Annotated in this window: 18 protein-coding genes; 11 read left to right on the top strand and 7 right to left on the bottom strand. The window is 45.1% G+C overall.

From position 1 onward, the window contains the following. Window positions 1-59: 59 nt before the first annotated feature. Window positions 60-1,436 carry a glycine--tRNA ligase gene (locus J8N69_RS04015; RefSeq protein ID WP_168822452.1) on the top strand — a complete coding sequence of 459 codons (1,377 nt, stop codon included), beginning with the start codon at window positions 60-62 and terminating at the stop codon, window positions 1,434-1,436. Between the two features lie 160 nt (window positions 1,437-1,596). Here J8N69_RS04015 and J8N69_RS04010 read toward each other — a convergent pair whose 3' ends face one another. Next, entirely contained in the window at window positions 1,597-3,555 is a 1,959-nt protein-coding gene (locus tag J8N69_RS04010; protein ID WP_168822453.1) for a ligand-gated channel protein, read from the bottom strand. 219 nt (window positions 3,556-3,774) lie between these two features. On the opposite strand from J8N69_RS04010, the gene J8N69_RS04005 reads away from it, so the two are divergent. Next, window positions 3,775-4,668 carry a LysR family transcriptional regulator gene (locus tag J8N69_RS04005; RefSeq protein ID WP_168822454.1) on the top strand — a complete coding sequence of 298 codons (894 nt, stop codon included), beginning with the start codon at window positions 3,775-3,777 and terminating at the stop codon, window positions 4,666-4,668. A gap of 146 nt (window positions 4,669-4,814) precedes the next feature. Here the strand turns inward: J8N69_RS04005 and choV are convergent, their stop codons facing one another. The 4 genes from choV to betI form a co-directional block, all read right to left on the bottom strand. Then, on the bottom strand, window positions 4,815-6,005 hold the full coding sequence (gene choV, locus J8N69_RS04000) for a choline ABC transporter ATP-binding protein (protein ID WP_168822455.1): 1,191 nt from the start codon (window positions 6,003-6,005) through the stop codon (window positions 4,815-4,817). Between the two features lie 3 nt (window positions 6,006-6,008). Further along, window positions 6,009-6,854, bottom strand: a complete 846-nt coding sequence (gene choW / locus J8N69_RS03995; protein ID WP_168822456.1) for a choline ABC transporter permease subunit — start codon at window positions 6,852-6,854, stop codon at window positions 6,009-6,011. A gap of 97 nt (window positions 6,855-6,951) precedes the next feature. Further along, complete coding sequence (locus J8N69_RS03990; RefSeq protein WP_168822457.1) at window positions 6,952-7,887, bottom strand: choline ABC transporter substrate-binding protein; 936 nt, start codon at window positions 7,885-7,887, stop codon at window positions 6,952-6,954. A gap of 141 nt (window positions 7,888-8,028) precedes the next feature. Continuing rightward, window positions 8,029-8,670 carry a transcriptional regulator BetI gene (gene betI, locus J8N69_RS03985; RefSeq protein ID WP_168822458.1) on the bottom strand — a complete coding sequence of 214 codons (642 nt, stop codon included), beginning with the start codon at window positions 8,668-8,670 and terminating at the stop codon, window positions 8,029-8,031. Window positions 8,671-9,004: 334 nt separating this feature from the next. Between betI and J8N69_RS03980 the strand changes: the two genes are divergently transcribed. The 5 genes from J8N69_RS03980 to J8N69_RS03960 all read left to right on the top strand — a co-directional run bounded on the left by J8N69_RS03980 (window position 9,005) and on the right by J8N69_RS03960 (window position 13,282). Further along, window positions 9,005-10,159 (top strand): MalY/PatB family protein, encoded by a 1,155-nt coding sequence (locus tag J8N69_RS03980; RefSeq protein ID WP_168822459.1) that lies wholly within the window; start codon window positions 9,005-9,007, stop codon window positions 10,157-10,159. 52 nt (window positions 10,160-10,211) lie between these two features. Beyond that, window positions 10,212-10,604 carry a DUF1801 domain-containing protein gene (locus tag J8N69_RS03975; protein ID WP_168822460.1) on the top strand — a complete coding sequence of 131 codons (393 nt, stop codon included), beginning with the start codon at window positions 10,212-10,214 and terminating at the stop codon, window positions 10,602-10,604. A gap of 12 nt (window positions 10,605-10,616) precedes the next feature. Then, window positions 10,617-11,405: a sterol desaturase family protein gene (locus tag J8N69_RS03970; protein ID WP_168822461.1), complete on the top strand. Its 789-nt coding sequence runs from the start codon at window positions 10,617-10,619 to the stop codon at window positions 11,403-11,405. 80 nt (window positions 11,406-11,485) lie between these two features. Then, window positions 11,486-12,157: a YceH family protein gene (locus J8N69_RS03965; RefSeq protein WP_168822462.1), complete on the top strand. Its 672-nt coding sequence runs from the start codon at window positions 11,486-11,488 to the stop codon at window positions 12,155-12,157. A gap of 66 nt (window positions 12,158-12,223) precedes the next feature. Continuing rightward, window positions 12,224-13,282, top strand: a complete 1,059-nt coding sequence (locus J8N69_RS03960) for a Gfo/Idh/MocA family protein (RefSeq protein WP_168822463.1) — start codon at window positions 12,224-12,226, stop codon at window positions 13,280-13,282. Between the two features lie 138 nt (window positions 13,283-13,420). Here J8N69_RS03960 and J8N69_RS03955 read toward each other — a convergent pair whose 3' ends face one another. After that, complete coding sequence (locus J8N69_RS03955) at window positions 13,421-14,209, bottom strand: inositol monophosphatase family protein (protein ID WP_168822465.1); 789 nt, start codon at window positions 14,207-14,209, stop codon at window positions 13,421-13,423. 330 nt (window positions 14,210-14,539) lie between these two features. On the opposite strand from J8N69_RS03955, the gene J8N69_RS03950 reads away from it, so the two are divergent. Further along, on the top strand, window positions 14,540-15,259 hold the full coding sequence (locus tag J8N69_RS03950) for an RNA methyltransferase (RefSeq protein WP_168822467.1): 720 nt from the start codon (window positions 14,540-14,542) through the stop codon (window positions 15,257-15,259). Window positions 15,260-15,530: 271 nt separating this feature from the next. On the opposite strand, the gene gndA is transcribed toward J8N69_RS03950, so the two are convergent. Beyond that, window positions 15,531-17,054 (bottom strand): NADP-dependent phosphogluconate dehydrogenase, encoded by a 1,524-nt coding sequence (gndA, locus tag J8N69_RS03945; RefSeq protein ID WP_168822469.1) that lies wholly within the window; start codon window positions 17,052-17,054, stop codon window positions 15,531-15,533. A gap of 506 nt (window positions 17,055-17,560) precedes the next feature. On the opposite strand from gndA, the gene J8N69_RS03940 reads away from it, so the two are divergent. The 3 genes from J8N69_RS03940 (at window position 17,561) to J8N69_RS03930 (ending at window position 20,880) form a co-directional block, all read left to right on the top strand. Next, entirely contained in the window at window positions 17,561-19,117 is a 1,557-nt protein-coding gene (locus J8N69_RS03940) for a phosphoenolpyruvate carboxykinase (protein ID WP_168822471.1), read from the top strand. Between the two features lie 108 nt (window positions 19,118-19,225). Then, window positions 19,226-20,005 carry a TatD family hydrolase gene (locus tag J8N69_RS03935; protein ID WP_168822473.1) on the top strand — a complete coding sequence of 260 codons (780 nt, stop codon included), beginning with the start codon at window positions 19,226-19,228 and terminating at the stop codon, window positions 20,003-20,005. Continuing rightward, on the top strand, window positions 20,002-20,880 hold the full coding sequence (locus J8N69_RS03930) for an SDR family oxidoreductase (protein WP_168822475.1): 879 nt from the start codon (window positions 20,002-20,004) through the stop codon (window positions 20,878-20,880). The genes J8N69_RS03935 and J8N69_RS03930 overlap by 4 nt, the downstream gene beginning before the upstream one ends. Window positions 20,881-20,918: the final 38 nt, after the last annotated feature.

The raw sequence follows: 20,918 nt of genomic DNA, 5'->3' as shown, positions 1-20,918 counted from the left end.
CCAACCTTGTGTTGCGGGTATTTCCCTATTAACGAATTCTGCTTAAGGTGTGTTTAGAAATGCCAGCTAAAACAATGGATGAACTCGTCTCCCTATGTAAACGTCGCGGATTTATTTTCCAAGGCAGTGAAATCTACGGTGGTATGCAAGGTGCTTACGATTACGGTCCGCTAGGTATTGAATTAAAAAACAACCTAAAAGCCGCTTGGTGGCGTTCAATGGTGTATGAGCGTGATGACGTTGAAGGCCTAGACGCCGCGATTATTCAAAATAAACATGTCTACAAATACTCGGGTCACGAAGATACCTTCACCGATCCCATGGTTGATTGTCACGAATGTAAATCTCGTATGCGTGCTGACCACATGAAAGACATTAAAGTCTGTGACAACTGTGGTTCGACCAATGTGACTGCACCACGTGATTTTAACTTGATGTTCAAAACCAATGTTGGCCCAATGGTGAACGAAGAGTCTTACACTTACCTTCGTCCCGAAACCGCACAAGGTATCTTTACTAACTTCAAAAACGTAGTAGATTCAACTTCTCGTACCTTGCCATTTGGTATTGCGCAGATTGGTAAATCTTTCCGTAATGAAATCACCCCGCGTAACTTCATCTTCCGGGTTCGTGAATTCGAACAAATGGAATTGGAATTTTTCTGTAAGCCGGGTGAAGATGAAAAATGGCATGACTTCTGGGTTAACGCTCGTAAACAGTGGTGGTTGGATCAAGGCCTAGCGGAAGAAAATATTCAGTTTGAATACGTGACTGGCGATGATCTTGCGCATTATTCTAAATCGACTGTGGATATTTTGTACAAGTTTCCACATGGTTTTGAAGAGTTAGAAGGGGTTGCCAACCGTACTGACTACGATCTAGGGTCTCACACCAAAGCACAAGACGAATTCGGCCTTTCTGCTAAAGTGAAAAAGAATGAACATTCTACGGCTAAGTTAGCGATTCGTGATCTTGAAGAAAACAAATGGGAAGTGCCTTTCTGTATCGAACCATCTGCCGGCCTAGATCGCGGTTTATTGGCGGTGATGACTGAAGCTTATACGGAAGAAGAGCTACCAAACGGCACGTCTCGTACCGTACTGAAATTTAAACCGCATCTAGCGCCGATTAAAGTCGCTATTATGCCGCTTAAAAAGAACAAGCCGGAAATCGTCGCTCTTGCTAAAGAATTGAAGAACAAGCTGCAGAAACTGGGTCTTGGTCGTATTCTGTATGAAAACACGGGTAACGTCGGTAAAGGCTACCGTCGTCATGACGAAGTCGGTACGCCAATCTGTGTGACGGTTGACTTTGACTCGATCGAAAAAGAAGGCGCACCTGTGACGGTTCGTGATCGCGATACCATGGAGCAAATCGTGGTCAACGCAGCGGACTTACCCGCGTACGTGATTAATTACTTTATCAATCAAAACTAAGTTTTATTGATGACTAAAAACCACGCCTCTTGTTTGAAAAGCGTGGTTTTTTTATGCCTGTGGTTTGGTTTTTTGACGACATAAAAACGAAAAAAAGACCGCAAACAGGTTGCGGTCTTGGCGTGCAAATAGCACTAAGGGAAAGTTAAAGAGGTATGAATTAGAAGGTCATTTTTACTTTAGCGTTGTAGCGGCGACCATCTAATACTTTTTCGTAGGTTTCTGTATCTACTTTTTTATCTAGCAAGTTATACACACCGGCATAAACAGAAAGAGCACTATTTATGTTATAGCTTATGCCTGTATCAACAAAGGTATAAGATGGCAGGGCTTCTACCATAGAGGTTCGGCTCAACCCCTCACTGGATTCTCCACGGTAGTTAATACGAGTCCAAGACGTAAACTTAGGCGTCACATCCCAGTTTAGTGTTGCATTAGCCATATGCTTTGGTAGACGATTTAACGGCTCACCAGCAAAATCACCTGTTTTTTGCTCTGATTCAGTGTAAGTGTAGTTTGCTGCCACTGAGAGGGCTGCGGTGAGCTCATGAGATAAGGTCAGTTCAACCCCTTGCATTTCCACACGATCTACGTTGGTGCGTTCGCTAATGAAACGGTAAGTTTCACCCTGATAAGTGCAAGAAGCATCGCAAAGTCTTGTTTCAGTGATTTTATCTTTATAGTTTGTATGGAAGATAGTTGCGCTGATTTGTGTACTTTGTTGATTATCCCAGTAAAGGCCAATTTCGTGACTGGTACTTTCTTCGGGCTTTAAATCAGAGTTACCTAAAATTACCGCATCTCCTCCCCCCGTTGCTTGTCCCCAGCCATCCGTACCTTGACGAAGATCAGGTGAACGATAGCCTGTACTGATACCGCCTTTTAACGTCCAGTCTGGCGTAAAAGACCAATTACTGTAGAGGCGTGGAGATACATTGGAGCCATAGTTTTCATCTTCGTTGTAACGCAAGCCGCCTGTTACTGAAAGGTTGTCGGTGACAAAATATTCATCTTCTACAAATAAGGCGGCGTTCCAGCGGGTTAATTCATTAATTCCATCTGAAACTTTGTTACCTTCGTCTTTTAATTTTTGATAATCATATTGCCCACCTACGGTTAATACATGATCATCAAATAATAGTGCCGTTCTGTTATTGAGGACGGTGTTTTGATAATTCATATCACGATCAGGGTTGTCTATTTCTTCGTGTGTAACATAGGTTTCAATGTGGTTGCCGTTAGCCTCGGCGGTATGGGTAATGGCATAATGCTCACGGTCATAGTCAGTATCGCTATCGGATGCTTTTGGGCCAGTTGCAACGGATTTCCCTATATGCCTTGTTCTATTTTGTGCTTCTTTACCGGCTTCGAATACTAAACTTTGACCTTCTGAAAGCGCCCAAGATAATTTTGCGGTGGCGTTTTTGATTTCTTGGTCAGCGTATCCATCAACAATTTTGTCTTCATCACGCTGTGAAATTTGTCCATAAAGTTGTAGGCCAAGTTTGTCTTTTACCAAAGGCCCGCTCACCATTAGATCGGCTTGTTGGCTGTTGCCGGAGTCGGTATTTTCTTGGAGTGTTGTGCCCAACGATAATTCTCCACCCCATTCGTCCTGTACTTTTTTAGTGATGATGTTGATGACACCACCAAGCGCATCAGAGCCATACAGTGAAGACATTGGACCACGAATCACTTCGATGCGTTCTATAGCAGAAAGGGGAGGCGTCCAGCCTTGTTCAATACCAGGGCCATCGCTGTTAGGACGTGTTTCACGAGAGCCTTGACGTTTTCCATCAACCAGTATCAGTGTATATTTGCCACTCATACCACGCATAGTGATTTCTTCTGTTGAACCACCGCCAGTTACCATAACGCCAGGAACATCTTTCAATGCGTCGGTAACGTCTCGGTAGGCTTTCTTTTCAAGGTTTTGTTGAGTAATCACGGTTATAGAAGCGGGAGCATCAGTGATTTGCTGTTCATGGCCAGAAGCAGAAACAACAAGCTGGTCTAAGTCGACGGTGTTTTCTTCTGCCAGTAGCGTTGCAGAATGTGTTGCGGCGCTAATGATAGCGGCTAACGCGGTAAGTTTATAATGGCGAGCTGAAGGGGTCATTATGAACATTTTCTCCGTAGTTTGAATGGAAATTATCCCGTATAATCTAGTTTCTAAAAGATATTAGGAATGCTTATCATTTGTATTATCTATTAATATGGATTTTTTGTGGTGGCACGGTCTGTTCCTCTTTTTGCAACAGTGGAAAAAGAATTAAGTGAGCAGCAAGATTGGGTTTGGATGGCATCTTTTGGGTGTGAAAAGTGATCAGGAGAGTAAATGTACGATCTGAATGAAGTGAAGACCTTTGTGTCCGTTATGGAAACGGGCAGTTTAAAGATCAGCGCGCAAAAATTAGGGGTTTCTAAGTCCACCTTAAGTCGTCGTATTAGTCATTTGGAGAGTGCGTTAAATCAGCCTTTGCTGCGTCGTCAGGCAAATCGACTGATCGCCAATGAGGCTGGTATTAAGTTTTTACCCTTCGCCGAACGCATGTTAAAAACGGCAACAGAAGGGCAAAAGGCAGTTGAAGAGCTCAAAGAGGAAGTCTCTGGAGAGTTGACCCTGTATGTTCATGACACCTTGGTGAGAGGCTGGTTTTCAGGGTTGATGTTTTCGTTTTTAGATTTATATCCCAGTATTAATATGGAGGTAAAAACGGGCAATGGCTTTCCCCAAGCACTGGTTGAGAATGATGTCAGTATTTGGGTTGGAGAGCCGAAAGAGAGTGCTTTGCGAACCGAAAAAATTGGCAGTTTGTCGAATAGCGTGTACGCCAGTCCCGGCTATTTAGAGAAAGTTGGCCCGCTACATCATCCTAGTGAATTAAATCGCTGTGCCTGGGTTGATTTGCTCAAAAACGAAAAAGAAGAGGTGCATTTGCACCATCCACATGAAGGCAGTATGTCGTTTCGTTTGCCGCAATCTAGGTTGGTGGTTGACCAACATACCTTGCAGTCAGACGCGGTGGTAAGAGATAAAGGCATTGGTATATTGTCTAACTTTTTAGTGGATAAGCGACTAGAACACCATCCAGGTTGTTTGGTGAAATGCTTAGACGAGTGGCAAGCGGAGCCTTTGGCGGTGTATTTGCAGTACCCTTTTGGGCATTTACCTAAAAAGCTGAGGGCGCTGATTGATTATCTCAAAGCGGAAGGGCAGCAATTTTACTGATGCTTAATAGTTGATGCTTGATGCTTGAAAGTTGAGGCTTTTATACCGTTGCGCGATAAAGCCCCATTCAAAAAAGCGAGCCTGACAAAAGTTGGATTCCCTCTGTCAGGCACGTCAGTTTTTTAGTCTTCCCTGAGTAGATTACATCATGCCGCGGTGTCTTCGCGTCCAAAGTGTTTACCCAGCAGGGCGTGGTAAAAATTATGGTCGTTCAATATGCCGATGCATTGGTCTTTGTCTTCTAATACTAGGAACATATTCGAGTGATAACGCAGCTCTACGGCATCGCGCATACCGATGTTGGCTGGGACGATGAAAACGGTGTTTTCAGGCACGGTGGCGAGTAGCGTTTCCGGCGTCCAGCGAGCGGTTGGGATATCGCCTTTTGGCCCTTGAACGGAAGCCAGCTTGCCATTTTTAAGGCTCATCGAAATATCGTCACTGACGGCAATGCGGTGGTCTTTGATGGCCAGTTGAGCCAGCGGCGTCATTAAGGAATCGCCACACAGCACGTTTAGCGGGTTGGTGTGCGCCACAAAGCGTTCTACATACTCAGTGGCTGGGTTGAGCACGATTTGCTCTGGTGTGTCTTCCTGAATGATTCTAGCGGATTCCATGATGGCGATTTTGCTGCCAATCTTGAGCGCCTCGTCTAGGTCATGGCTTACAAAAATGATGGTTTTGTTGAGGCGTTTTTGCAGCTCGATCAATTCGTCTTGCAGCTGGGAGCGAATTAACGGATCCAGCGCTGAAAAGGGCTCATCCATTAACAATACGTCGGTGTCCATGGCAAAGGCTCTTGCTAAGCCTACGCGCTGACGCATACCACCTGACAGTTCGTCTGGTTTTTTGTCGGCCCATTTGTCTAGGCTGACCATTTTAAGTTGCTCGCGGGCTTTTTTAAGACGTTCGATTTTGGGCATGCCTTGCATTTCTAAGCCGAAGGCGACGTTTTCCAGTACGGTGAGCCAAGGCATTAAGGCAAAGCTTTGAAATACCATGGAAACGCGGCGTGTGCGCATATGGCGGAGCTTGGTGTCATCGCATTTTGCCATGTCGACCATGGCGTCGCCGTCTCGTACTAGGCAGCGGCCACGAGCGATTTTATTTAAGCCGTTAACCGCACGTAATAACGTCGATTTGCCTGATCCAGACAAGCCCATGAGGACACAAATTTCCCCTTCGTTAACTTCTATATTGGCATTTTGCACGCCCACCACATCGCCTGTCATACCGATAATTTGATCTCTCGTATGACCTTTGTCCATAAGTGGAAGGGTTTCGGCTTTATTGTCACCAAAGACGATATCGACGTTTTCAATTTTTACAACAGTCATAAATTACCCCTCGTTTTTCATTGCTGGTGATTTACAAATACGGTCTAGCATGATGGCAACCAATACAATGGCGACACCGGCTTCAAAACCTTGGGAAATATTCACTGTGTTCAATGCTCTGATAACGGGTTTTCCAAGGCCGTCTGCACCAACGAGTGCGGCCACCACCACCATAGAAAGCGACAGCATGATACATTGCGTGATGCCTGCCATGATGTTCGGCATGGCCGCTGGCAACTCGACTTTGTAAAGTAGTTTGGATTTTGTGCAGCCAAACGCTAAACCGGCTTCGATCAGCTCGCTAGGGACTTTGCTGACGCCTAAGTAAGTTAAGCGGATCGGGGCGGCGATGGCGAAGATAATGGTTGAAATCAAGCCAGGAACATACCCTAGGCCGAACAGAATAAGCGTTGGAATAAGGTAAACGAAGGTGGGGATCGTCTGCATTAAATCGAGAATCGGGCGCAGTATTGTGTATAACCAAGGACGGTGTGCTGCGGCGATACCAATCGGTACGCCTATTAAGACACTGATCGTCGTTGCTGTTACCACCAGTACAAGGGTTTGGATGGTTTCTACCCAATAGCCCATATTAATGATGAGTAAAAAAGACGCGGCAATGAATATTAGCAAACCAATATTACGATGCAGAAACCATACGCCGATTAAAATGACGCCAATAACCGCCAGTGGGTGAGCCCATAAAATGGAGTCTACTAGGGTATAAATGATGGTCTCGAGCGTGATAGAGATAAAGTCAAAGAATACGGAAGCGGCAGAAACTAGCCAATCGACAAAGCTTTCCATCCAAGCGCCAAGAGGAATTTTATTATCCGTCAGCCAATTCATATAGGTGTTCTCCCGATAGTTTGATGAAGCGCTCTACGCCGTGTGCGTAGAGCGCTAGTGTGTGCTGGTAAAACGAGTGTTGCTGATAAAAAAGCCTTTACAGGCCTAGATGGGACTTCACTGCGTTAAGGCCATTATCACCGGAGGTTGTGGTGACGCCTTCTAACCAAGCATCGAGAACACCTGGGTTCGCTTTAAGCCATTCTTTCGCGGCGATATTGGGCTTTTTGCCATCGTCTAAAATGGCGCCCATGATTTCGTTTTCCATTGGCAAAGAGAAGGTAAGGTTGGTCAGGAGCTTGCCGACATTAGGGCATTCTTGTAGATAGCCTTGACGCACGTTGGTATGCACATTGGCGCCACCGTAATTGGGTCCAAAGTAGTCGTCGCCGCCTGATAAGTATTCCATCTCAAAGTTGGCGTTCATTGGGTGGGGTGCCCAACCAAGGAAGGCAATCCACTTATCGCGACGCGCATTACGGCTAACTTGGGAAAGCATGCCCGCTTCACTGGATTCAACCAACTGGAAATCGCCTAGATCGAAGGCGTTTGAATCAATCATGTCTTGGATAATGCGATTGCCATCATTGCCCGGCTCAATACCGTAGATACGGCCAGAAAACTCGCGACGGTGCTTGGCAATGTCGGTAAAGGTTTTAACGCCTTGGTCATAGGCGGATTTGCTCACCGCCAAGGTGTATTTTGCGCCGACTAGGTTAGGGCCTAGGTCTTCTACTGTGCCTGCTTTTAGGTAAGGTTCGATATCGGCTTGCATTGTCGGCATCCAATTACCGAGAAAAATATCGATGTCGTTATTTGCCAATGACGTGTAGGTAACGGGAACAGATAGTAATTGCGTTTTGGTTGCATAACCTAGGCCTTCGCTGATTTCACTGACGACCGCTGTGGTCGCTGTGATGTCAGTCCAACCCACATCCGAAAAACGCACCGTGGAACATTCTGCCGCCATGGTTAATCCAGAAACGCTGGCGATACTGACAGCGATCGCGGTCTTCTTTGCCTTATTTAACATACCCTTATCCTCTTTTATTGAACTCAAAATCAATGAGCGAATACAGTGCCTAGTGTTGGCACTGAGCGTGAACTCCTAAAACGGTGAGCAGCGTGTTTTCGTAGGCTGCCTGAAGTAAAATGTGTGATCTCTATCTTGTCGCTATGTGTTTAGGTCCGACTCTGAAGCATTAAGCTTTGAAACGCTAAGCCCTGAAAAGACTAAGTCCTGAAACACCAGCTCTAAGTAAGCCTGTATTTGTTCGGCTGACTCTTGTTTGTCGATGCCGCCTGCTAACGAGCCTCTTAGCCACATACCGTCAATAAGCGCGGCGACGGTGAGGGCTATACGGCGAGCTTTTTCTCTCTCAAATTCTTCTTTCAATACACACACTAGCGCGGACTGTAGGCGCTTCGAGTAGACATTTTGTAATCGATACAAGGACGGTGTGTGCATGGCTGATGCCCAAAATCCCATCCAGGTTTTAACCACTTGGGGGTGTGTTTGAGACTGACTAAAACTGGCGGTAACAATCGCCATGACTTTACTTTTAGCGGATTTGTTTTTCGTTTTTGTGACTTCTTTGCTTAATACTTCAAAAAATTCACGAATCAGGCTGCGCATGGTGGCTTCGTATAGTCCATCTTTGCCACCAAAATAGTGGTTGATGATGGCAGGGGAAACCCCGGCTTTTTTCGCAATAAGACTGACGGTTGCTCCCGCAAAACCGTATTTGTCTATGGCTTTTATGGCTGCCTCTATGAGCTGAGGTTTGCGTATTTCAGGCATTCCGACTTTTGGCATTCTGGGTCCTTTTTTATTAAACAGCCGTTTAATGAAAACTATACTAGGCTGATTGTGTAATTTAGGTCAACCCTTGACAATTCAAAAACTTAGTACTCTAATCAATTTAACTGTATGATTTTTATAGATAAAGTGCCTTTTTAAATTTTTTTTAGTCTTTTTTGAGAATGATTGTGTCGGTTTGAGATAAGAAATAAGGATTTTAGTCTTATTTTTGTCATCGAGCGGATCGTATTTTTGCTTTGTTTCGTTTTCCTTGCTGGCATTACGGCTAGAATTCGGTAGCAAAACTGTGCTAATGATAAGGCTTAATAAGCGAGTGGAGAACAATGTAATGGACGGTGTTTTTTCTGTATTTGAGCGTGTTATTGATCGATCTTTCATGAACAGTGATAAGTGGTCTAAATACCCTGAAGAAGTGATTCCTATGTGGGTTGCAGACATGGACTTCGATTCTCCAGATTGTATTAAAAAAGCGTTAAATCAACGAGTTGATGAGGGTGTCTATGGTTATACCCAGACGCCAAACACCTTGGTGAAAGCCATCCAATCCCATTTATCAAGCCGTTATGATTGGGGTGTTTCTGCTGCGCACTTAGTGCATTTGCCGGGACTGGTTTGCGCCTTACATTTGAGCGTTCGAATCTTTTCTAACGAAGGCGATGGCGTTATTGTTCCTGGGCCAGTTTATTACCATTTAACCAAGGCGCCACTGACGGCAAAACGCCAATTGATCAGTATCGACATGCAAATTCAAAGCGGTCGATGGGTGCCAGATATGGCGCAATTTGAAGCGGCTTGCGCCAATCCAAAAAGTAAAATGATTCTTTTGTGCAACCCTCATAACCCAGGCGGCAGTGTTTATACCAAGGCGGAGTTATTGCGTATTCATGCGTTAGCGCAACAGTATGATTTAGTCGTTGTCAGTGATGAAATTCACTGTGATTTGATTTTGGATGAGGTGCCTCATGTGCCTTTTGCGAGTTTGAACCAAGACGCGGCGAATCGCACCATTACTTTAATGGCGCCCAGTAAAACCTTTAATACGGCCGGCTTGGGTTATGCTTTTGCGGTGATTGAAAACCCTTTGCTGCGCCAAAGGTTTAATCAAGAAAAAGCCGGTTTGATCCCATCGCCTAACATGCTAGGAATGACGGCCGCTATCGCAGCCTATGAAAACGGACAAGCTTGGCATCAGTCATTAATACGCTATTTGAAAAATAACCGCGATTTTTTAGCGTCAAGAATCGCCAAGACTCCGATGAAGATGGCGCATTTAGAAGCCACGTATCTGGCGTGGATCGATGTTTCTGCCTTGTCTTTAGAGGATCCTCATGCGTTTTTTTTGGCGGCGGGAGTCGGGGTTTCTGATGGTAAAGATTTTGGCAATCCTAACTATATTCGCCTAAACTTTGGTTGTCCTCAATCCACCCTCGACCAAGCGATGACGCGTATTGAAAAAGCGTTGAGGCAGCGCGGTTTTATCTGATTCACCCTGTTCTAAAATCGTCTCGCAGGTCTGCTTAATAGGAGAGGTTCTTATGTCGACATTAACATCGAGTCATTTCGTTAGAGGTTATGTTAAGCAAGTCCCTCCTGCAATGCAGGCGGATTTATTGGAAGTAATTTGCATGATGGAAGCCGTTGCACCAGAGGCTGAGCTGGTGAGTAATCTAGGCATCCCTTATTTCCAACAGAATGGGCATTGGCTGTATGGTGTCGCGGTGCACGAGGGTCATTTCTGTGTGTATTTTTCCGACCTTAGTGTGCTGTATTCATTTTCTGATCGATTGCCGCGAGCACAATTTGGGGATGATTGTTTGATTATTCACAATTTGGATGACATTAACTTGAATGTGTTGGCTGAGCTTTTCGGGCAAATAAAAGTCCACTCTGAATTAAACCATCCAAAAGATAAGGCGTCTCTAAATTAGGTTATTGGCTAAATGATCGACTTTACCCTTCGTTTTGGTGTGTTTTTAGTGGTGTTTAGCGCCTTGTTAGTGTGGCAATGGCGTCGCCCAAGAGGCGCACTTTTGCAATGGCGACAACGCTGGAAACATAATATTACTTTGTTATTGCTTGGTGCCTTGTGTGTTCGTCTCGTACAGCCTTTTATGTTGTCTGTCGTGGCGGTATTTAGCCAAGATTTTGGCTTGCTTTCATTATTGAATCTGCCTTTTTGGCTTAGTTTTATATTGGGTATTTTATGGCTCGATGGCCTTATTTATTGGCAGCATAGGTTGTTTCATCGCATTGATATTTTGTGGCGCATTCATCGGGTGCATCACTCCGACCCTGAGTTAGACGTTAGTTCTGCTGTGCGTTTTCATCCGATTGAAATTTTATTGTCACTTTGCATTAAGGCGCTGGCGGTTTGGTTATTGGGTATTCCATTAGAAGCGGTATTGGTATTTGATATTTTATTGAATGCCTCTGCGATGTTTAATCACACCAATGCAAGATTGCCTGTTAATATTGAAGCTTGGGTGCAGCGATTACTGGTCACGCCTGATATGCATCGTATCCATCATTCTAGAGTGAATCTTGAAGCAAACAGTAATTTTGGTTTCTTCCTAAGTATTTGGGATACCTTGTTCAGTACTAAAAGAGCGCAAGCATTAGCAGGGGATGAACACTTAAAAATAGGCTTGCCGGATACGAAAACGTATCAACCTGCCTCGTTAAAGGCGGTTTTGGCGATGCCGTTTAAAACGTTTAGAAAACATCGTTAAGCACTGGATAAAGACAGGCCGAGATAGAGAAAATCCGAGAGAGAGAAAAGCAAATAGACTAAAGCTGTTGGGGAAGTCTTATGAGTTACCACGAAGTGAATTTTATCGAAATGCGTATTATTGGTTGTCTCATGGAAAAAGAGGTCACCACGCCAGATCAATACCCGCTTAGTTTGAATGCTTTGGTGAATGCCTGTAACCAAAAGTCTAATCGAGAACCTGTGACTCAATTGTCTGAAATAGAGATCCAAGACGCGACAGAGGCTTTGCTGACGCGAGGTTTGGTGACGGAAATCACCGCGTCCCACAGTCGGGTTAGCAAATATCAGCATAGATTCTGCAATACCGAGTTTTCCGATTTACAATTATCGCCCGCTGAAACGGCCATCGTAACGCTGCTTTTTTTGCGCGGTGCTCAAACGCCGGGCGAGTTGCGTTCTCGTAGTGGGCGCTTACACAGCTTTCAATCCCTCGATGAGGTGACGGCGGCTTTGCAATCGTTGCAAACCAAAACCGGTGGTCCTTATGTTTGTCAGTTGTCAAGGGAACCGGGTAAGCGTGAGCAGCGCTATCAAGAGTGTTTTTGTTCCGAATCTGAACGACCATTAAAGGGCGATTCTGCGGCTGCATTAGTGGTCGATAAACGTGATGAATATATTCAGCAGCTTAAAGCTCAAATCGCGCAATTGGAAAGTGACGTTGAAAGATTAAATGAGCGTATTCAAGAGCTTGAAAATGCCGATGGACTATAATGTGCTTTGAGGTCAAACTTAGCAGAAGGTTAATACGTTTTGGATTATGTCTATGGGGAGAATCCTATGAAGAAGGTACGCTGGGGTATTATCGGTACAGGTCACATTGCGCATGTGTTCGCGAGTGATTTTTGTCATGTTAAGGCGGGTGAACTTCGTGCGGTGGCTTCTCGCAACAAAGAGTCAGCGGATCAATTTGCTGCTGAGTTTGATATCGAATTAGCGTTTGTGGACTATTTTTCGCTGATTAACAGTCATGAAGTTGAGGTGATTTATATCGCGGTCCCCCATGTTTATCATTACGATTTGGTGAAGGCCTGTATTTTGGCTGGTAAAGCGGTGTTGTGTGAAAAACCTTTTACCATCAATGAAGTACAGTCAAAAGAGCTTTATGATCTGGCGCGTAAGCATAACGTTTTTGTCATGGAAGCTATGTGGACACGTTTTAACCCCGTAATCGAGCAGGTTGTCGAGTGGGTTGAAGAAGGGGAGATTGGGGATTTAAACAGCATTCAAGCCAGCTTTAACTTCCTTGCTCCGACGGACCCTAATCATCGTCTGCTTAATATAGAAATGGGCGGCGGCGCGTTGTTGGACATTGGTATTTACCCTGTGTTTTTGGCGCAGTTGTTTTTCGGTAAGCCTGATTTTGTACAGAATCAAGCGCTTATTGGTGATACAAACGTCGATTTATTTGAGCAGATTTTACTGGGCTGGGAAAGTGGCCAACTTGCTTCTTTAGACGCTTCATTGATTTCACATAACCCTAATCGGGCCATATTATCCGGCTCCAAAGGCTATATTGAAATTGATTCTGAGTGGTTTAAAGCGAAGTCTTGTCGCATTGTCAGCGCAGACAATAAAGAACGTGCCGTGACGTTTGATTTTCCTGGTGATGGTTATCAATTTGAAGTGGATGAAGTAAACCGTTGTCTCGAAGAGGGCTTGATTCAAAGTCCAAATCATAGCTGGCAAGACAGCTTAGAGCTGATCGCCACACTGGATGAGATCCGTCAGGACATAGGTTTGTATTACCCTGGCGAAACCGATCCAGGTGATGATCATCACCATGATGAAGAAGATTTACATGAACATCATCATGAGCACAGTCATCACAAACACTGAGGTAAGCAAAAGTGTGTGATAAAAAAAGGGCGCCTTAGAAAGCGCCCTTTTTTGTGTCTAAGTTTCTTCCCCTTTCTTCAAGGGGAAGACGGGGGTTGTTCTTTGTTTTGGCTTTTAGCGTTTGAACAAGCTGGCGTCTTAGTTAAGGTGTTTGTTTAGTACCGGCAGTAATACTTTAAATAAGCGCGGTGCCGCACAAAGAATATCGCCTTTTTCTGGGCTTGGTGAACCATCAAAGCCAGCAAACAAACAGCCTGCTTCTTTGGCGATAAACAGCGGCGCTTGCATTTCCCATTCTTGTAGCTTAATACCCCAAGCGGCATCAAGACGGCCAGCGGCGACGTTAGCCAGCATCAAGGCTGGACAGTCTTGCAGCACAGCGCGAGCACCTTGTTCGGCCATCTCAGTTAATACCGCAAACTGGCCGGATAGGTACGGCATAAGACGGTCAGTAGCAGGGAATTGCGCTGCCACCGTTGTCTGATCTAAAGTACGGGCAGAACTGCTGCGAATACGTGAATTGTTCAGGTAAGCACCACGACCTTTACTGGCGTAAAACTCGTCTTTGGTGTGAGGGTTTAGCACAAGAGCGTGCTCCACTTTACCGGCAACTAGGTAGCTCATTGTAATGACGTTGCCAGTTAGGCCGCGTGAAAATAAATGCTGCCCTTGGATGGCATCAATGACCCATTCGCCTTCGTTACCATTTTGTACCGTGCCTTGCAGGCGAGTGGTAATGGTGTCAGCTGGGTAGGCTTTTTCTAGGTGGTAAACAATGCTGCGTTCTGCGCCAGAGCAAACCGTTTGATAAACTTGCTCAGCCGATTGGCCTTGCTCTTTGTCAAAAAGCAGTTTTTCTTGCGAGTGAACTATATATTCTGCAGCGGCACGAGCTGCTTTCAGTGCGACATTGATTCTAGGTTGCATAATTTACCGTCAATTATTCCGTCATTAAAATGCACATATCGTCGATAGACGATAGGTTGCCAAATAAAGTGTTAAAGAGCGGGCGATCTTGGTTTATCGGTTTACTTCACAACGCTGAGTTTTCTAACCGAATCGCCTAAGCAATAAGCGAATTCCCTAAGCAAAGAATAAGATAAAACCAAGTGCCTAAATAAGAGCGCGAATTCTAGCGTAACAGCAAGATTTTTGCTAGCGGTGTTTTGGTTAAAAACTGATCGCTTTACGGTTTTACTTTAAATATCTGTTAAGATACGCGGCACTGTTCGACGGCTATTATTGGTAACTCATAAAATGCAAAATAAAGTAAGAATTGTCCTGGTTAATACCTCGCATCCTGGCAACATCGGTGCCGCTGCCCGTGCCATGAAAAACATGGGGCTGGCTGACCTTTATCTGGTTGCACCAAAAGACTACCCCAGTGATGAAGCGGTCAGTCGTGCGGCGGGTGCGACGGATATTTTAGAGAATGCTGTGGTAGTAGAAACGCTAGAAGAAGCATTAGCAGACTGTCAGCTAGCGATTGGCACCAGTGCTCGTGAACGCAATATACCTTGGCCTTTGGTTGACCCAAGACAAGCGGCTGATTTGGTGTTTGATGAAGGTCTGGTGACCGCGTTTGTGTTTGGTCGAGAAGACCGAGGGCTCACCAATGAAGAGCTGCAACGTTGTAATTATCATGTGCATATTCCTTCTGTTGAGACCTTTAGTTCATTGAACTTGGGGGCGGCGGTACAGGTGATTGCTTATGAGTTGCGGATGAAATCTCTATTAATGAAAGATTCGCCTGTGGTGGCGAGCAAATGGGATGTGCCTGCGGCCAATATTGAGCAAATTGATTATTTGCTTGAACATCTGGAAAAGGTGTTGGTGCAGACGGAGTTTCTTGATCCAGACATGCCAATGCAAGTGATGACGCGTTTTCGTCGTTTGTTTCAGCGTTCGCGTTTGGATCAACAGGAATTAGGTATGCTTAGAGGTATGTTGACGTCGATGGAAAAGAAAATGCAGTAACGACTATGCTATGGTGACGGATTACTTCTTTGCCCTCGATTTATTCAGCCTACAATTGCTTGATTTATATGGTTTTTGTAGGTCGCGGCTTTAGCCCGACAAAACGTAATTTGTCGTGGTGAGTTTTTGTCGGCATACTTTTTTTAAGGATAAATCGCGACTAAGATCAACGGGAGTTGTTTGGCGATACCCTCTTTTGAGGGAATGACATAAAAAACGCTGACTTAGCGCAAGTCAGCGTTTTTTTTGAGCTAGAAATCGCGCTCTAAGCTTAAGCTTTGCGCTCAGGACGGCCTTTTTCCTGCCAGAAAGTGTGGAATTTCTCCCCCGGCTCTGCATCCACTCGCTCATACGTGTGCGCACCGAAGTAATCGCGTTGCGCTTGTAGCAAGTTGGCTGGCAATACTTCTGAACGGTAACCGTCGAAGTAGGCCAGTGCCGAGAAGAACGACGGTGTCGGAATACCAGATTGTGCCGCAAGAACAACGGCTTTGCGCAGACCGGCTTGTTTGGTTGCCATGGCGTCGGCGAAGTAATCGCTTAGCAATAGGTTTTCAAGCTCGTGGTTGGTGTCAAAGGCGTCGGCAATTTTTTGTAAGAAAGACGCGCGAATGATGCAGCCACCACGCCAGATTTTCGCAATATCACTGAAGTTTAACGTCCAGTCATATTCTTTTTGTGCCGCGCGCATGATCTGGAAACCTTGTGCGTAAGCACAGATTTTCGCGCAGTAGAGCGCTTCTTCAATGGCTTTTTCTACGGCTTCCGCTTCAATCTCACCACTTTCAATGTCGGCGGTGAGTTTGCCCGCAGCGAGTTCACGTTCGCCCGTTAATGTGCTTAGAGCGCGAGCGTAAACGGATTCACTAATAATGCCAGCTGGAACGCCCATTTGTGTCGCGCTGATCGAGGTCCAACGACCTGTGCCTTTTTGTCCGGCACTGTCTAGGATCATGTCGACAAGTGGCGCACCTGTTTTGTGGTCGTACTGTTGAAGAATGTCAGCGGAGATTTCAACAAGGTAGCTATTTAGAATACCTTGATTCCATTTTTCAAATAATTTACCAATTTCTTCAGGTTCGTAACCCAGCAAAGAGCGCAGTAGGTGATAGGCTTCGCAAATAAGCTGCATGTCGGCGTATTCAATGCCGTTATGCACCATTTTCACGTAGTGGCCAGCGCCATTTGGCCCAAGATAAGCTGTGCAAGGCTCACCTTCGGTGACGGGTTTGCCAGGGGTATTGCTTTCGATTGGCTTACCGTTTTCGTCTACTTTCGCGGCAACGGCTTCCCACATAGGTTGTAGGTATTTCCAAGAGTCTGCATCGCCGCCAGGCATGAGGGATGGCCCAAAACGAGCGCCCACTTCACCGCCAGAAACGGCTGTGCCAAAGAACTTAAATTTTTCTTTGTATTCCGCTTCACGGCGTATGGTGTCTGTCCATTGGCTGTTACCGCAGTCTACAACGATGTCGTCTGCTTCTAACCCTGCCTCAATTAAGCTTTGGCAAACCGCATCAACAGGCTTGCCCGCAGGGACAAGAACCACAATCACACGAGGTTTTACCAACTGCTTCAGCATGTCTTCTATGCTTGAGCAGCCAATGATTCTAGCCTGTGCGGAGGTTGCTGGGCGTTCTGCCGCTTCTGTGTCGAGGACGTCTTGTACTTTATGTGAGTCAAGATCAAAGCCTGCAACTCGGTAGCCATGGTCAGCTAAATTTAAGGCCAAGTTTTTACCCATGACGCCCAGGCCGACAAAGCCAATATTGCAGTTCTGATGTGCTTCTAACATAAATATCGATCAACCTTTTGAATAATTGGGGGAAATTTAAGAAAGAATCTTACCATGAAGCGGGAGGATTCAGGACATACTTACCGTGAGAAAAGTTCAAAAAACTGTGCTTTTTTGCTGTTTTTTAATAGAAACCCTACAGCTTTAAGGGTTTTACTGCGGTTGAGAATCGCAAGATTGTCATCAATTTTGAGTCATGTTGGTGATTGTAATAAGCTTTCTTTTTTGTGAAAAGCGAACAAAAAAGAAAGAAAACTACCTAAATATCGGTTGGCTTAGCACTTTTGTTTCGGTGTGGCGTGAGAATATAGATAATTTTACGTAAAAATACATATAAAACAATTGCTTGAGTGTTTTCAAAAACTTTCATAATGGTAATAAAATAACATATCGTTATAACAATATTTTTTTTTAGATTGTTTTGTTACTATCCTTTTCACCGATAAACATTTTCACTTTATAAGAAAAATGACCAGACAATCTTTATAGTTCAGAGGATTAGCAAGATGAACTCCGCATCAGACGTAACGACTGTTCACAAAAATTTAACGACGCCGCAGTTAGTAGAAAAAGCCCTGCAAAATGGCGAGGGGGTTCTTGCCGATAACGGTGCACTTGTGGTTGAAACAGGTGCTCGTACCGGTCGTTCTCCTATGGATCGTTTCATCGTAGAAGAAGCATCCAGCAAAGATAACATTCATTGGGGGCCTGTAAATCGTCCGTTCCCAGAGGAGAAGTTTGCCCCATTGTGGGATCGTGTCGCCGCTTATCTTGATGGTAAAGAGTCGTATGTGTCCACTATCCATGTTGGTGCCGGAGACGAGTATTATTTGCCTGTTATCATGCGTACAGAAACCGCTTGGCATCATTTATTTGGTCGTAACTTATTTATTCGTCCAGAGATTTATAACCCTACGAATCAGGGTGAGTGGCAGGTTTTAAATGCGCCTAATTTTGTTTGTCAGCCTGAACGTGACGGTACCAATTCTGATGGCTGTGTGATTTTGAACTTCGCTGAGCGCAAGGTGCTGATTGCTGGCATGCGTTATGCTGGCGAAATGAAAAAAGCCATGTTCTCTGTGCAAAACTATTTGTTACCTGCTTATGATGTATTGCCAATGCATTGTGCGGCCAACGTCGGTACAGAAGACGATGTGACCTTATTCTTCGGCTTGTCTGGAACCGGTAAAACGACTTTGTCTGCCGATCCTGAACGCTTTTTGATTGGTGATGATGAACACGGCTGGGGTAAAGACACCGTTTTCAACATTGAAGGTGGCTGCTACGCAAAAACCATCGACCTATCGCAGAAAAATGAGCCGATCATTTGGGATGCGATTAAATTTGGCACCATCGTTGAAAACGTGGTTCTACACCCTGAAACACGTGTTGCTGATTACGCTGATACGTCTTTGACTCAAAACGGCCGCGCTGGTTATCCTCGTGAGCACATTGAAAAACGTGCGGCGGGTAATCGTGCTGGCGAACCAAATGCCATTATCTTTTTAACCTGTGATTTGACGGGAGTGCTTCCGCCGGTTTCTATTCTGACGAAAGAAGCCGCGGCTTATCACTTTTTGAGCGGTTATACGGCATTGGTTGGTTCAACGGAAATGGGCGCTGGTACTGGTATTAAGTCGACTTTTTCGACCTGCTTCGGTGCGCCTTTCTTCCCTCGCTCGGCTGATGTGTACGCGGATTTGTTGATCAAGCGTATTGAAGAGTTTGGCAGTAAGGTCTACTTGGTTAATACTGGTTGGACTGGTGGAGCGCATGGCAAAGGCGGTAAGCGCTTTAGTATTCCGACAACCCGTGCGGTGATTGCGGCGATTCAATCTGGGGTTCTGGTGAATGCTGAAACAGAGCATTTGGCCGATGTGAATCTAGATGTGCCGACGCAGGTGCCGGGTGTGGATAGTGTGTTATTGAATCCTCGTAAAACATGGTCTGATCAATCGGCTTATGAGGCGCAAGCGAAAAATCTGATTTCTCAATTCGTCGAAAACTTTAAGAAGTTTGATTCGGTGTCTGAAGAGATTGTTAAGGCGGGTCCTGCGCTTTAGTTCGTTCTCGTTGTGTTTATCAAAAGCCGTGCAGTTTGCACGGCTTTTTTGTTGCTGATTGCTTTATAATCTAGTACTTCTTTCTCTAAATAATGTAATCTTTTGTATATGTTTATTGATAGCCATTGTCACCTTGATTTTGAGGCCTTTGATGGGCAGCGTGACGCTTTGATGTTACGTTGTTTGGCGTTAGACGTTATGGGTTTTTTGGTGCCGGCAACCACTTATGAGGCTTGGTCAACATTAGCCGTGCTGGCGCAACAGTATCCGTCATGGCGTGTGGCGTATGGATTGCACCCTTATTTTTTAAAGGAGGCTTTATACCGCCAGGTTGAGCGATTAGGCGAGCAGTGCGAAAGGGAGCAAGTGGTTGCGGTTGGGGAAATAGGCTTAGACAATTGGCCGGGCGCGGTTGATATGGCGGTTCAAATGGCGTTTTTTTCGCGGCAATTAAAGGTCGCCAGTGCATTGAAATTACCCGTTATTTTACACGCTAGAAAAAGCTATGATTTGGTGTTTAAGTGCTTGCGCGAGGCGGACTTTAAAGAAGGTGGGGTTGTGCATGCTTTTAATGGTAGTCTGGAGCAGGCCAAACGGTTTAGGGGGTTGGGGTTTGTCATGGGGATTGGTGGTACGATCACTTACCCTAGAGCCCAAAAAGCCCAGCGAGTTCTGGCGTCCTTGGACACTAACGCTTTCATTCTTGAAACCGATTCACCTGATATGCCGTTGCATGGCTTTCAAGGCAAACATAATACGCCGCTTTCTATTCCCAGTATTGCTCACCATGTGGCGAGAATAAAAGGGATGACAGTCGAGCAAGTGGCAGCACAGACATATGATAATTTACTGAGCACTTTTCCCAAGTGGCACGAGGGGTTACTTTGAGTACTATACAAAATATTAATGCGCCGATTCGAATCCTTTTGCTGGGCAGTAATACCGAGATTGGTTCGTCATTACTGCAGCTTTCTAAAGACAAACAGGAGTTTGAGTGGCTGTGCCCTGAAGAGTCATTACTACTGGACGCCAATCGCAGAGCGGAACTAGAAGCGATGTCGTTCAATGTGATTATTGATGCGTTGAGTTTGCGTTACGCACTGCAAAATGACTACAGCGCTTTTCAGTCGACGTTGCAGTACTTCAGTGAAAAAGCTCAAGCTCCGTTGATTATGATCAGCAGTGCCCAAGTTTTTTCTGGTAACAAAGACGTGCCTTATGCCGAAACAGATACGCCGGACAGTTCAGACGCTTATGCGTTGGCGTTAATTAAATCAGAAAACATTGTATTAAATAATCCAGATAGTATTGTGTTGCGAACTGGCTGGCTGTTTAGTGGTCAAGGCGATGATTTTGTTTGCCGTACGCTAGGGTTAATCAAAGACGGTGTTAATCTTGCTTATAAGGACGATTTAATCGGTAGCCCGACGCCGGTATCGGATTTGGTTCGGGTTATTTTGTCGATGATTAATCAGGGGCATTATGGCGCGGCCAATACCGGTGTGTATCATTATTGCTGTGCTGAGGAAATAAGTTGGATTGGTTTGGTTGAAGCGATTGTAGCGACCTCTAGTCAATTTGATCCAAAAGCGCAGGTTGAAGTCGAAGCCATTAGTGATTCGTTTCCAGAAGTCCAAGACGTTGTGGTGATGAAGCGACAATCATTATCTTGCCGAAAAATATTCAATCATTTTGGTATAAAGCAGCGGCCGTGGCGGTCAAAATTACGCAGTTTGGTTAAAGAGTTGTATCAAGCTAATTAAACGTTATTCATTTATTGAGTCAAGCAAAGAATATAGGG

The organism is Marinomonas profundi, from assembly GCF_020694005.1.
Classification (GTDB): Bacteria; Pseudomonadota; Gammaproteobacteria; order Pseudomonadales; family Marinomonadaceae; genus Marinomonas; species Marinomonas profundi.
The sequence above is the reverse complement of the archived record's forward strand: the minus strand, read 5'-3'. Positions and strand labels throughout refer to the sequence as shown.

Excerpts from the sequence above, each read along its gene's own strand:
- J8N69_RS04010 (WP_168822453.1), bottom strand. The coding sequence starts at position 3,555 with ATGACCCCTTCAGCTCGCCATTATAAACTTACCGCGTTAGCCGCTATC.
- choV (WP_168822455.1), bottom strand. The coding sequence starts at position 6,005 with ATGACTGTTGTAAAAATTGAAAACGTCGATATCGTCTTTGGTGACAAT.
- J8N69_RS03975 (WP_168822460.1), top strand. The coding sequence starts at position 10,212 with ATGTCGACATTAACATCGAGTCATTTCGTTAGAGGTTATGTTAAGCAA.
- J8N69_RS03950 (WP_168822467.1), top strand. The coding sequence starts at position 14,540 with ATGCAAAATAAAGTAAGAATTGTCCTGGTTAATACCTCGCATCCTGGC.
- J8N69_RS03965 (WP_168822462.1), top strand. The coding sequence starts at position 11,486 with ATGAGTTACCACGAAGTGAATTTTATCGAAATGCGTATTATTGGTTGT.
- J8N69_RS03980 (WP_168822459.1), top strand. The coding sequence starts at position 9,005 with ATGGACGGTGTTTTTTCTGTATTTGAGCGTGTTATTGATCGATCTTTC.
- J8N69_RS03970 (WP_168822461.1), top strand. The coding sequence starts at position 10,617 with ATGATCGACTTTACCCTTCGTTTTGGTGTGTTTTTAGTGGTGTTTAGC.
- J8N69_RS03935 (WP_168822473.1), top strand. The coding sequence starts at position 19,226 with ATGTTTATTGATAGCCATTGTCACCTTGATTTTGAGGCCTTTGATGGG.
- J8N69_RS04015 (WP_168822452.1), top strand. The coding sequence starts at position 60 with ATGCCAGCTAAAACAATGGATGAACTCGTCTCCCTATGTAAACGTCGC.
- J8N69_RS03940 (WP_168822471.1), top strand. The coding sequence starts at position 17,561 with ATGAACTCCGCATCAGACGTAACGACTGTTCACAAAAATTTAACGACG.
- J8N69_RS04005 (WP_168822454.1), top strand. The coding sequence starts at position 3,775 with ATGTACGATCTGAATGAAGTGAAGACCTTTGTGTCCGTTATGGAAACG.
- choW (WP_168822456.1), bottom strand. The coding sequence starts at position 6,854 with ATGAATTGGCTGACGGATAATAAAATTCCTCTTGGCGCTTGGATGGAA.
- J8N69_RS03955 (WP_168822465.1), bottom strand. The coding sequence starts at position 14,209 with ATGCAACCTAGAATCAATGTCGCACTGAAAGCAGCTCGTGCCGCTGCA.
- gndA (WP_168822469.1), bottom strand. The coding sequence starts at position 17,054 with ATGTTAGAAGCACATCAGAACTGCAATATTGGCTTTGTCGGCCTGGGC.
- betI (WP_168822458.1), bottom strand. The coding sequence starts at position 8,670 with ATGCCAAAAGTCGGAATGCCTGAAATACGCAAACCTCAGCTCATAGAG.
- J8N69_RS03990 (WP_168822457.1), bottom strand. The coding sequence starts at position 7,887 with ATGTTAAATAAGGCAAAGAAGACCGCGATCGCTGTCAGTATCGCCAGC.
- J8N69_RS03960 (WP_168822463.1), top strand. The coding sequence starts at position 12,224 with ATGAAGAAGGTACGCTGGGGTATTATCGGTACAGGTCACATTGCGCAT.